Here is an 11,861-nt window from a genome sequence, read left to right as displayed (position 1 = left end):
CTGTCTTTTTCACTTGCAAGCGAGTTCGTGCGGCGTCGCATCGTAATTTCCAAGGCCGACCGGGCCGAAACCTGCCTGCGGGGTCACTTCCAGCGATCCAGCCTCCGGCGTCACGCCAAGCCATTTTTTGTAAAGCGATGCCGCCGTGCCGTCCGACTTTATGCATTCGATGACGGTTTCGATCTGCTTGCGCAGTTCCGGCGAGGACTTGGGGATCGTATAGGCGAAATAGCGGCCTGTGGTTTCCTTCAGGTCTGCAGCCTTCAGCGCTGGGTTCCGCTTGGCGAAGGTCAATGCAGTCGGCACATTCATGATCGCAGCATCCGCCCGTCCGGCCTGAACCGCCTGTGCGGCATCGCTCAGCGACGCATAGGATTCGATCGTCCAGCCGATTTCACCGGCCTTCTCACGCGCCCACTTCTCGTCGGCATTTCCCTTGTTGGCGGCAATGACCTTGCCTTTCAGCTGGTCATAGCTTGTCAGTGCCGGCGCGCCCTTCTTGGTCACAAAGGCCAGATCAGCGGACCAGATGCCTTCCGTCAGGAGAAAGATATCAGAGCGTTCCTGTGTCACCGTCATCGGAACCGACAGCATGTCGTAAGTGCCTGCCTGCAGGGCCGGGATCAGCGCCGAAAATGCCATGGCGTCGACGGTAATCTGGCGGCCGAGGCGCTTGGCGATTTCTGCCGTCATGTCGACAGTCAGACCTTCGATGGAACCGTCCATCTTCGGTTGGGCGAACGGCGGCGCATTGCCGTCAAGCGCACTCTTCAACGGTTCCTGAGCGAAAGCGGACCCACCCAAAATGGCGAGCACGGCAGTGATGGCGTAGAGTTTCTTCATGGTCGTTCCCCTTTATATTTAGACAGGCTACAGAATTCGAATGGACATTTCAAATGGATGTTTCATCCGTCTTTTGTTATTTTTTAGAGTTCCAGATCGCGGCGCGGTCCGACCAGCGGCTGGAAGGTTTTATCCGTGACGCGTGGGATCTTGCGCCCCACTTCGAGCGCCTTGCGAAAGGTAGTCGCGGCTGCGGCCAGTTCATCGCCGGCCGGCGCCGTCTCGCCGCAAGCGGTCCAGAGGGCCTGCACGGCAAGGCTCAAATCCGTGGTATCCTGAGACATGCGACTTACTCCCCTGCCCTGGCGGCGGTTGAAAGAATATGCTGTGGCTCTGCCCGCATCGGGTTGGGGGTCAAAACCTGTTCCAGCGCCCATGCCGCCCGCATCAGCAGCGCCTCATTCTTGAAACCGGCCGCCAGCTGCACGGACAGCGGCAAGCCCTCCGGCGAAAATCCTGCTGGCAGTGCCAGCGCCGGATGCCCGGACAGCGAGAACGGGCTGCCGGCAGAACCCGCCGTATAGGAAACCACCGCCGGATTATCGTGAATAGGCGGCGCCACCCGGTAGGTCATCGGCAACAGGAGGACATCGACTTCCGCAAAAATCTCATCCGTGCGGGCAACAAGCGCACGCCGCTGGCGCAGTGCAGCCAGATAGTCCGCGGCCCGCAGATACATTCCCATGTCGAGCTTTTCGCGCAGCGAACGGCCCATAAGATGCCGATGCTCCAGATAGTCGCGCTCGTGAATGGAAAAACTTTCCGCGCGATTGATCGGCATGGCGATGGCGCGATATTCGGATGGCGCGATCGGCAGGTCGATTTCGATCACTTCGGCGCCAAGCTCGGCAAACGCCGCAGCACTTTTGGAGAGCGCATCGAGAATGGCCGGCTCCGGCGCCGCGCCACCCGGATCGAGATTGCGCACGAAGCCGACCTTCAGGCCTTTGACTCCGTTTTTCAGGCCCGGCAATGTCGGCTCCACCGGCGCGGAAAGACTGACCGGATCGCCGTCGTCGAACCCGGCAATCGTATCATAGATGAGCGCCGTATCTTCAGTGCTCAGCGCCAGCGGGCCGGGCGTATCGAAACTCCAGCAGTTCGGCATCACGCCATGACGGCTGATGCGACCGAAGGTCGCCTTCAGCCCGACCAGACCGCAGGCGGCGGCCGGGAGGCGCACAGAGCCACCAGTGTCTGTGCCGATTGCAAACAACGCGGTACCGGCCGCAACGGCTGCAGCCGAGCCGGTCGAAGATCCGCCGGTAAAATGCGCGACATTCCAGGGGTTGCGGCTCGGCGGCGCATCAAGGTCGAAGTGTACGGCACCGGTGCCGGTGCCGTATTCCCAGGTATTCAGCTTGCCGACGAGAATGGCGCCGGCCGCTTCCAGCCGTGTCACCAGCGTCGCCGTCATGTCGGGATCGTGGTGCTGCGGCACACGCGAGCCGCCGGTCGTTTCCAGCCCAGCCGTATAGATGTTGTCCTTGACCGCAAACGGAATGCCGTCGAGCGGCCCAAGGAGCGTACCGTTTGCCGCCCGCTCGTCCGATGCGGCAGCGTGTTTGCGCGCGGCATCCCGATCCATACGCAGATAGGAATGGATCACGCTGTCAACAGCGTCGATGCGGGCAAACACGGCATCCAGCAGCGCCGATGGCGTGATCTCGCCACGGGCAATCCGCCGCGATGCTTCAGCCACCGACAGCGCGGCAGGATCCGTGCCTGCCTCTGCCAAAGCTCCCATCTCTTCTTCATTTTGCATTTGCGTCAGCTCCTTGCACTGTATGCCTTGTGGCGGCTGACGTCAGCGCCATCGGCATGTTGTAATCCGAGGAAGAACAGGCCGGACACCGCAGTCAGGCCGGCAATGATGAAGATCGAAGCCGAGATCGCCTGCGCGGGCACACTCACGCCCATCGCCTGGATCTGCGCCACCAGCACCGCCGCAACGGAGATGCCGAGGCCCATCGACAATTGCTGGCCGACGCCGCCAAGCGAAGTACTGGCGCTTTGCCGCACTCTTGGAATGTCGGCGAACAACAGCGTGTTGGTCGTGTTGAACTGAAGCGAGCGCACGACGCCGAACAGGAAGACGACGCAGACGGTGATCGCAATTGGTGTATCCGGTCCGATCAGGCCGATCAGCGCGATCATCACTGCACCCAGCATGGCGTTGCCAAACAGCGTCACCTTGAAACCGAATTGCGCCAGCACCCTCCGCATCATGGGTTTGAGAGCAATCGCGCTTGCGGCGACAATAAAGACAACCCAACCGGCATCCGCAGCGCTCCAGCCAAAACCGATCTGCAATTGCAGCTGGAACAGAAAAGGCAGGGCATTGAAGCCAAGGCGCGACAGCCCTCCGCCAAAGAAACCGACCCGGAACAGACGCAGCTTCAAGAGCGTCAGGTCGAGCGCCGGCGCTGCGCGGCGGCGCATATGGCGCGCATAGGAGAACGCACAAGCCGGCAGGAGTGCCACCATGGCAATGATGACAGGCATCGGCAGGAAGACGTGAACCAGCTGATCGAGCAACAGCTGTGCCGCGCCGAGAAACGCGGCACAGACCACGAAGCCCCAGAGATCAAAATTGTAGCGTTCTCCCGGCTCGTCGGGCGGCAGCAGCCGCGCCGCGAAAAACATGCCGACAATGCCGAAGGGCATTTTCACAAAGAAGATCCACTGCCAGGACAGGTAGGTTACCACATAGCCGCCGATCAACGGACCGAGCACCGGACCGATCAGTGCCGGCGTCGACATCCAGGCGATCGCCGAGGCCAATTGATCCTTCGGCGCGGCGCGAATGAGAAGCAAACGTCCGATCGGCGTCATCAGAGCGCCGGCCACCGCCTGCAATGCGCGCATCGCGACAAGCGTCGGCAGGTCCTGCGCCAGTGCAGCGCCCACCGACATCAGCATGAATGCGCCCATCGCCCACAGGAAGATGCGTTTCGCGCCGAAACGATCGGCCAGCCATGCGCTTGCCGGGATCACGGCCGCCAGCGTCACCAGATAGATAGACAGCGCCAGATTGATGCGCAGAGGCTCGATACCGAAGTCCGCGGCAATCGCCGGGATTGCCGAGACCATGATCGTGCTGTCGAGCCCTTCCATCAGAAAGGCGGCCGAAATCGAAAGGGACAGCAGCATGAGGCTGCGCTCCCCTGAAAGGCGAGGCGTTGAGACCATCTGAATCTATCCGTTGCGTGGCGTAATGGTCGGGCGTTAAAGCCCGATCGTCGCCTCGATAATTTCGGGAACGGTGACGCTCCTGGCGCCCTCGATCGCGAAAATTTCGTCAAGTATCCGTTCGAAGGCGGCTATTCTGTAAGGTTGCCCCATGATCCAGGGCGAAAGATTGATCGTCAGAAGGCGGCCATGACCGCTTTCCTTCGCCTCTTTCGCCAGACGCCTGGCCGCTGCCACAAAGCTTGTTTCCACATCCTTGAGAGGCTGCTTGCGCACGGCAAGCATCTCACGGTCGGAAAGCTCCATCGTGGAGGGCAGAGCGATGATGGAACCAGCACCGGTATCGAAACGATAGGGCACTTCGTCATTGACCCAATCGGCCATTGCCGTCATGCCCGCTTCGAGCAAAAGACGCGGCGTGCGCGTCGATTGCGACCACGACGGCGAATGCCAGGCGACCGGCGTCACACCGAAGCCATCGAAGATGGCCAGTGTCTCGGCGATCATCTCGGCTTCGGTTTTTTCGTCCAGTCCTTCGTGGTGGATCGAACCGGCATCAAGGCTCGCCGCCACGATTTCCCAGCCTTCGCCTAAAATCTCGCGCATCAGGATCGGATAACGCTGTGCCACACGGGCATTGAGGAACGCGCTCACGCTCACGCCCCTTGCCTTCAGCGCATCCATCATCCGGTAGATGCCGATACGGTGACCGTAATCGCGCTGGGTATAGGTCTGCGTGTCCGGCCAGGCCCGGTTCGGTGCACCGACCGGCAGGAAAGGCTTGCCGGAGATATTGAGCGGAAACCACTCGACGGCGATCTGGATCCAGACACCGAGCGTGGTGTCGCCAGACCATTCAAGCCTGCGCTCGCTCCAGGTGTCGCGCCAGGCGTAAAAATCCTGGTCCATCTGCCGGTGGCGGCGCAGCGGCGTTTCGAGATAGGCGGGACCGGTCGGATGGATCATCACTGCTCTCCCTCAAGCCCGGAAAGCCAGGCGGACATCCAATCGTAATGGTTCTCGTAATACCAGTCGGCGATTTCGCGCGCCGTCGGATACCAGACCTGATCATGCGATTTGACGTAATCAAGGAATTCGGCGAATGCGTCGATGCGGTGCGGATGCCCCAGAACCAGAGGATGGATCGCAAAGCACATGACGCGGGCGCTGTCGGCGCCTTCGATATAAAGCCTGTCAAACTGCGCCTTTAGTGAAACGAACATTTCGTCCACCGACGTATTATTCCAGGCGACCATCGGAATGTCGTTCATCTCGATGGAATATGGCACCGAAATCAGTTTGCCGCTTTTCAGGTTCAGCGGCATCGGCTGCTCGTCATGGAAATAGTCGAGCGTGTAGCGAATGCCTTCCTGCGCCAGGATCTCCTGGGTTTCGAGACTCGGCGTGATGGCCGGCGTCAGCCAGCCGTCCAGCCGCTGACCGACCTTTGCCAGCGTTTCGCGGGAGTCGATGACCACCTGGCGCTGCTCTTCCGGCGTCATGCCGTAGAAATAGCGACTGTTGTAGACCCCATGGCTGAACAGCTCCCAGCCGAGATCGTTACAGCGCTGGATGATGTCCGGATAGTGGTCGCACACGGCCACCGAAAGCGAGACCGATCCGCGAATGTCGCGCTTGGCCATCTCGTCTGCAAGACGGCGGAAGCCGATGCGGTTACCGTAATCACGCGACGAATAGTAGAGAACGTCCGGCAGGGTACGGAACGGATAGCGATTGGGATTGATTGGCGGCTGCCATTCGTAGTGCTCGATGTTCGGCGCCAGCCAGAAGGCGAGGCGCGCTCCGCCCGGCATGGAAATTTTCGGCCTGCCCCGCATCGGCGCATACCGATACTGTCCCGTATCGACGCTTGCTTCCATCATGTTTTTCCCGTCACGTTCCCAGCCTCTTGGACAACATGCTTGCATCAAACATATTGTTGAAACATTTGTTTTGAACGTTATATTCAAACATCTGCTGGTGCAAGCCTGTTTTTTTCGCTAGAGCATCCCTTAACAAAGAAGACAGAGGAGACAGGGATGGAGACCTTCATGGACGAAGAAGACGCGACGAGGCGACCGAGCGAAACGCGCGATGCGATCCTGAGCGTTGCCAAAGAACTCGTCGCGCGCAAAGGCCCCAAGGGTACGACCGTGCGCGACATCACCGAGGCGTCTGGCGCCAATACGGCAGCGGTCAATTATTATTTTCAGTCGAAGGATGCGCTTGTCCGTCTTGCCACGCAGGAGATCACCGGCGACGTCAATCAGCAGCGCCTTTTACGCCTTGCCGAAATGGAAGAGGCAGCGGGTGGCACGGCTCTGACACCCCGCCAGATCCTCGAGGCTCTGATAGAGCCGATCCTGACCGCCTCCCGGTCCAACGACGGCGGCAGCCTTTACGTTCGAAACGTTTTCCAGATGCGCGTCGATGCCCGCGCCGGATATAACAATTTCACGATCAACAGCCATGCTGCACATCGCTTTATCAACGCGATGCAGAAAACCTTTCCTGAACTCGACCTGGAAGATGTCATCTGGAATTACGAGTTCGCCCGTGGCACGTCCGTCCATCTTCTAGCGAACCTCGATCCCGTCTCGCGTCGCTTCGAACAACTGATGACGCCACCCGGTGAAACCTTGCCGCAAACACCTCGGTTCGAACTCAACAAAAGCGCGGTAGAGCGCGTAATTGCAGTCATACTGCGCGGCTTCGGAAAGCCTCTCTGAGGCCAAACGAATATAGACGCGCCTAGTCTGCCTGCTTGGGCGAACCTGCTACCCTGGCGCGTGGCCGGTTGCATTCGATATATCGATAAGCTCGGGTGCAGGGGGATGATTTGGTCAACCACAGATGCGCTTCCCGCAGTGACAACGAAGCCGCCACAGACCGACCACTCGCACCGATGACGGCTTAGCTCTTGATGGGAGGAACCATAGTTCTCATTGGCAGCATCTACAACCGAGGCCGAAAATACCGCCAGAACCGCCACGCTCAGCGCGCACGCCAGTCCGATTAGCTTGTTGAATTTCATTCTAAAAAAATGCTTTTCTGTAGAGACTTGTCCTCGAAGCTGGAATCGAGTGCGACGGCCATCACATTATTCGTATCGATCGCTAAAAATCGGCGACTTGCTTTTTGATGTCAACTGCCCTTTAGTGATCACTATGGATAAGATTGTTCGGAAGCGGCGCGGCGGTCCCCGCACCTTTGACAGGAACGAGGCGGTCGATACCGCCATGCGCCTGTTCTGGCGCAACGGCTACGAGGGGGTGTCGCTCAACGACCTGACCTCGGCAATCGGCATTGCTCCGCCGAGTCTCTACGCCGCGTTCGGCAGCAAAGCAGGACTGTACCGTGAGGCGCTGGACCATTACTTCCGGATGCAGGGCGCACTGACCGATCTCGGCCTCGCGACAGATATACCACAAGCTGTCGAAACCATTCTGCGCAATGCAGTCGACGCTGTGACATCAATTGAGGGGGAACGAGGCTGTATGGTGTCGAGTGGAATGCTGCAAAGTGCGCCAGCACATTCCGAGCTGGCGAGGGACTTGACCGCGCGGCGGGATGATATGCGGCACTCAATCTCCCAAGCCCTGCTTCGCTGGATCGATACAGCTCGCGCTGAGACTCTCGCACGTTATCTCGTGACCGTCCTGCAGGGCCTTTCCGTGCAGGCTCGAGACGGTGCGACACGTGACGAATTAGAGCGGGTCGTCGATCAAGTCATAGCAGGTATCCGCGCGACGTTGCTATCCGAGCGTAGCAATCAAGCAGCTGACTGCTGAGTTGATTGGAAGCCGTGCGGGCTTCGATTTCGGCACGAATGTGCCGTTACCGCCTCCCGCCAGCCTGCAGTCGAACTAGTGCTTCTTGTTGGTACTGACATTCCAGAAATATGGCCATGGAGACGCATGCAGGCCTTGAAGCATCTTTCCCTTGGAGGCCAGGGCATTGAAATCTCCAACCTTGAAGACAGGCGCCTCCTCGTAGAAGGTCGTCTGCACATCTGCCCAAAGCGCCTTGCGCTTTTCCGGATCGGATTCCGTCAGAAAAGGTTCAATGACCTTCGCCTTGCCCGGTGTTGCCCACCAGCCAGGATAGCTGTCGGACATCCAACCGTTCAATGCGGGTTCCGGCGGGAATGGACCATGGGTGATGAAAATATCCCAGAGCGCCGGATCGGCACGGCGGGTGGTAAGCGTCGCCCAGTCGAAAACCTCCAGCTCGACCTTGAACCCTGATGCCTTTAGATACTCGGCGGCGACTTGGGCCATCTTGTAATGGAACTCGTATTGGCGGCTTGTCAGGATGCGGATCGGCCTGCCGTCATAGCCGCCTTGCTTCATCAACTCGGCAGCGGCTTCCGGATCGCCTGTACCGTATCGGGCAACGCCGGCGTCCGTGTGCCAGGCATACCCCTCGGGATAATAGGCACCCGTCGCCGTGAAGAACTCCGGATTACCGAAAGCGGCCAGCAACATGTCTTCGGGATTGAGCGCAACCTGAACGGCCTGTCGCAATTCTTTCGTGCTCAGCACCCCCTGTTTGGTGTTCATCTGCAAAATCGGCGTACCAAAGGGCTTCAGCACGACGGGGTCGGATGCCGTGGACGCGCTCAGCCGGCCGTACCCCTCAGGCGCCAGCGAGTCGGCGTAGTCGAACTGCCCGGAAATCGCGCCCTCCAGACGGGTATTGGCATCCGGAACGGGCACGAAACGGATTTCGTCGAGGATTGCCTTTCGGGCTCCGCCCAGACCGTTCGCGGCTTCCTTGCGGGGCGTGTAGCCATCGAAGCGCACCACCTGGATATACTGGTCGGCCTTGCGCTCCTTCAGCATATACGGCCCGCTACCGATGATCTTTGTCAGCGGATCGGCGAGATTGGCTTTAGGAATGATAACTGCTGCAGAATTGTTGAAAGCAAGAAGCGACAGAAGCGGCGCATAGGGCTTCTTCATCGTGATGCGGATGGCATTGTCGCCCTGCGCCCTCACGCTGTCGATATAGGCCGCTACCTGCTTGCCGCGCGAGGCAATCGCGATCCAGCGCTCGATCGAGGCGACAACATCGGCGGATGTCATCGTTGACCCATCGTGAAATTTGATCCCCTGACGCAGGGCGATATCATAGATCTTGCCGCCATCGGAGATGGCCGGCATCGTTTCCGCCAGAAGCGGCACAACGTTCCATTGCTCGTCGAAGGTGAAAAGCGTTTCGAAAATATGCTGCGTCGTCATGCCGACGATGTCCACTGTCGACGCCATCGGATCGAGTGTCGGCGGCTCGCCGATGGTAGCGACATCTATGACGCCACCGGTCCCGGCACCGAAGGCCATGCTGCTCGCTGCAATGAGCGCGGTCGACACAAGAAATGCAAGTCTGATCTTCATGAACGTTCCCCTGTTTGTAGTTCCATGGCTCTGTAATTTCGGCATTGCCATTTGGACTGCCGTTCCTTCGCCAGACCTTGTCATTCCGGTCTGGTCGTATTCATGGGAAGTCGCCGCACACCGGTTCGGCGCATGCTTGTCCACCTTTCCCGGTCAGATGGTGACGAGAGACAGCTGTTGTGGCTCAAACCGCGGCGACGAAACCGTCACCGCCACCTCACCCGCCTGCCCCGTCGATTCCAGCCAGAATCCGACGGTGCCACCATTCAGCACGATCGTTTCGGGTCCTAGCAACCGGGCCGCGCCGGAGACGGTGACATTCACGGGCTCATCGAGATAGGGCAGGATATTGCCGGCCTGATCGAGCGCGCGGACGATGACGCGGACCTGATCCTTGGTGGCAGCCGGCAAGGTATGCTCGTCGGCCACGACCTCAAGCAGAGTTGGAACCGGATTGGCCAGCAGCCTCAAATACGCAACCTCGCGGCCATCGATGAAACCACGCAGCTCTCCATGCTGCAGTGCCATGCCCCACATGCCGAGTTCGTCTTTTGAAAAATGCCGGTGGTCGATAACGACGGGTGGGTGCGGCAGATGCAGAAAACGTTCACGGTCCGGGCCGACACGTTTGCGCACGGATCCGTAGGAGATCTCAACCTCGTCGCAATTGGTCAAAACGATAAACGGTAGGATGCCGCCGATATCGCGCTCCCCCCGCGACCAGACCGAAACAGGCTTCATGACGATCTCGTCAGAGGGATCGCACTGGCTTTTGTAGGCATAGGCAGCAAATTTCGGCTCACGAAAAATGTCCAGAACGCCATGGTGACAAATGCGATCGCCGGAACCAAAATCCTTATGGGTATTGTAATCGAACATGCACCAGCCGATCGCGCCGGATATCGACGGATCGCCGTACATGGCATCGAGAACCTCAAGATGCCGGATCGAATGCTCGCCCTGTCGCTGTTCCTGATCGTGGCGTTTGGTTGGATACATATGGCCACCGAATTCGGTGACGAGGTATGGCACCTTTTTCTCCAGCCCTGTGCATTCCCGCTGATCGCGCAGGGCAATACGGCCGTGATTTGCACCGGCCAATTCTTCAGAACCCAGCACGAAATCGTTCATCGTGTAGACGTCTTCGAGAAATTCGCTGTCGGTGATGCAGCGCACACCGCCAGTCTGGCGGGTCGGGTCGAGCGCCCGCGCGACCTTGTTGGTCTCAGCATAAAACGCATGATTGTCCGGCGACTCGTTGATACGCACGCCCCAGATGACGATCGAGGGGTGGTTCCAGTCGCGGCGGATCATGCGCTCCGCATTGCGCACGCTTTCGACCTGCCATTCCTCGCCGCCGATATGCTGCCAGCCAGGGATCTCCTCGAAAACCAGAAGCCCTATCCGATCGCAATGATCGAGAAACCACGGCGATTGCGGGTAATGCGAGGTGCGCACCAGATTGCATTTCAATTCGTATTTGAGGATCTCGGCGTCACGCTCATGCGCGCGGCGGCCCATCGCGTATCCGACATAAGGCAGGCTTTGGTGGCGGTTCAGCCCGCGGATCTTGAGCAACTTTCCATTCAGGAAAAAACCTTCCGGCGTGAAATCCGCCGTGCGGAATCCGAAACGCGACGACATATTGTCGGTGCCGCTGGCGGTAGAGAGGACAACCTCGACCTCGTAAAGAACAGGATTGTCCAGTTCCCACAATGACAGGCCAGGAATATTGACGAAAGAGACCGTTTCCGAGGTGGTGCTCACCGCCTGATCGATAGAAGCGACGACGTCACCCGCTACTCCCTTCAAGGAAACCGTCAGTGTGCCATCGACGACGCTATCCGTCGGGGCACGAAGATCGATCCTCACAGTCACCGTCTTTTTGGTGTCCAAAACAACCGGTGTTTCGATTTTCATGTTCTCGATGGACACCGGACTCGTCACCTTCAGCCATGCATCGCGATAGATGCCGGCATAGGTCAGGTAATCGATGCGACCGCCAAAGGGCGGGATAAGCGGGTTTTCCGCCCCGTCGATACGTACGGTGATCAGATTGTTGCCTTCGATCAGGTGACCGGTCAGCCGCGCTTCGAACGGTGTATATCCGTCCTTGTGGGCGACGACCTCAACACCATTTACCCAAACGACAGCATCGGCCATGGCGCCATCGAAGACGATGGAGACATCCCGGCCGGCGAATTCAGGCCGCCAGGCGAAATAACGCTGGTAGGTATAGCGCTGCTGATAGGCCTTCTCGTCAAAGTAGTTGAGCGGCAGATCGCAGGCATTATGCGGTAGGCGAACGCTCTCGCCCGAAATAAGACCGGTAGGAAATGACTGATCGAAACCTTCACGAAAAATCCAGTCGTCGTTCAAGAGATAAATGGAGCGCATCAAAAAACCTGCTTGCGTAAACGCCTGCCATAC

General features: G+C 58.8%; 10 protein-coding genes. 2 read left to right on the top strand and 8 right to left on the bottom strand.

Annotated features, from left to right (window positions below):
* Positions 1 to 9: 9 nt before the first annotated feature.
* From EDF70_RS22460 to EDF70_RS22435, 6 genes are all read right to left on the bottom strand, one after another.
* A complete protein-coding gene (locus EDF70_RS22460; protein ID WP_132278132.1) occupies positions 10 to 843 on the bottom strand; it encodes a transporter substrate-binding domain-containing protein in 834 nt (277 codons plus the stop codon).
* A gap of 83 nt (positions 844 to 926) precedes the next feature.
* Positions 927 to 1,127, bottom strand: coding sequence for a hypothetical protein (locus tag EDF70_RS22455; protein ID WP_132278130.1), 201 nt, complete (start codon positions 1,125 to 1,127; stop codon positions 927 to 929).
* 5 nt (positions 1,128 to 1,132) lie between these two features.
* A complete protein-coding gene (locus EDF70_RS22450) occupies positions 1,133 to 2,608 on the bottom strand; it encodes an amidase (RefSeq protein ID WP_207908294.1) in 1,476 nt (491 codons plus the stop codon).
* 5 nt (positions 2,609 to 2,613) lie between these two features.
* On the bottom strand, positions 2,614 to 3,996 hold the full coding sequence (locus tag EDF70_RS22445; RefSeq protein ID WP_207908293.1) for an MFS transporter: 1,383 nt from the start codon (positions 3,994 to 3,996) through the stop codon (positions 2,614 to 2,616).
* A 75-nt stretch (positions 3,997 to 4,071) separates the two neighbouring features.
* Complete coding sequence (locus EDF70_RS22440) at positions 4,072 to 5,001, bottom strand: polysaccharide deacetylase (protein WP_132278126.1); 930 nt, start codon at positions 4,999 to 5,001, stop codon at positions 4,072 to 4,074.
* Positions 5,001 to 5,918 (bottom strand): polysaccharide deacetylase, encoded by a 918-nt coding sequence (locus tag EDF70_RS22435; RefSeq protein ID WP_132278124.1) that lies wholly within the window; start codon positions 5,916 to 5,918, stop codon positions 5,001 to 5,003. The genes EDF70_RS22440 and EDF70_RS22435 overlap by 1 nt, the downstream gene beginning before the upstream one ends.
* A 168-nt stretch (positions 5,919 to 6,086) precedes the next feature.
* Between EDF70_RS22435 and EDF70_RS22430 the strand changes: the two genes are divergently transcribed.
* Entirely contained in the window at positions 6,087 to 6,764 is a 678-nt protein-coding gene (locus EDF70_RS22430) for a TetR family transcriptional regulator (protein WP_165932100.1), read from the top strand.
* 216 nt (positions 6,765 to 6,980) lie between these two features.
* Entirely contained in the window at positions 6,981 to 7,826 is an 846-nt protein-coding gene (locus tag EDF70_RS22425; RefSeq protein ID WP_348639731.1) for a TetR/AcrR family transcriptional regulator, read from the top strand.
* A gap of 75 nt (positions 7,827 to 7,901) precedes the next feature.
* On the opposite strand, the gene EDF70_RS22420 is transcribed toward EDF70_RS22425, so the two are convergent.
* Complete coding sequence (locus EDF70_RS22420; RefSeq protein ID WP_132278120.1) at positions 7,902 to 9,431, bottom strand: ABC transporter substrate-binding protein; 1,530 nt, start codon at positions 9,429 to 9,431, stop codon at positions 7,902 to 7,904.
* Between the two features lie 153 nt (positions 9,432 to 9,584).
* Positions 9,585 to 11,828 carry a glycoside hydrolase family 2 TIM barrel-domain containing protein gene (locus EDF70_RS22415; RefSeq protein WP_132278118.1) on the bottom strand — a complete coding sequence of 748 codons (2,244 nt, stop codon included), beginning with the start codon at positions 11,826 to 11,828 and terminating at the stop codon, positions 9,585 to 9,587.
* Positions 11,829 to 11,861 lie beyond the last annotated feature (33 nt).

This window comes from Neorhizobium sp. JUb45, assembly GCF_004343585.1.
In the GTDB taxonomy this organism is placed as follows: Bacteria; Pseudomonadota; Alphaproteobacteria; order Rhizobiales; family Rhizobiaceae; genus Neorhizobium.
Note: the sequence above shows the minus strand (reverse complement) of the source record. Positions and strands in the feature narration are given on the sequence as shown.

Excerpts from the sequence above, each read along its gene's own strand:
- EDF70_RS22460 (WP_132278132.1), bottom strand. The coding sequence starts at position 843 with ATGAAGAAACTCTACGCCATCACTGCCGTGCTCGCCATTTTGGGTGGG.
- EDF70_RS22455 (WP_132278130.1), bottom strand. The coding sequence starts at position 1,127 with ATGTCTCAGGATACCACGGATTTGAGCCTTGCCGTGCAGGCCCTCTGG.
- EDF70_RS22450 (WP_207908294.1), bottom strand. The coding sequence starts at position 2,608 with ATGCAAAATGAAGAAGAGATGGGAGCTTTGGCAGAGGCAGGCACGGAT.
- EDF70_RS22445 (WP_207908293.1), bottom strand. The coding sequence starts at position 3,996 with ATGCTGCTGTCCCTTTCGATTTCGGCCGCCTTTCTGATGGAAGGGCTC.
- EDF70_RS22440 (WP_132278126.1), bottom strand. The coding sequence starts at position 5,001 with ATGATCCATCCGACCGGTCCCGCCTATCTCGAAACGCCGCTGCGCCGC.
- EDF70_RS22435 (WP_132278124.1), bottom strand. The coding sequence starts at position 5,918 with ATGATGGAAGCAAGCGTCGATACGGGACAGTATCGGTATGCGCCGATG.
- EDF70_RS22430 (WP_165932100.1), top strand. The coding sequence starts at position 6,087 with ATGGACGAAGAAGACGCGACGAGGCGACCGAGCGAAACGCGCGATGCG.
- EDF70_RS22420 (WP_132278120.1), bottom strand. The coding sequence starts at position 9,431 with ATGAAGATCAGACTTGCATTTCTTGTGTCGACCGCGCTCATTGCAGCG.
- EDF70_RS22415 (WP_132278118.1), bottom strand. The coding sequence starts at position 11,828 with ATGCGCTCCATTTATCTCTTGAACGACGACTGGATTTTTCGTGAAGGT.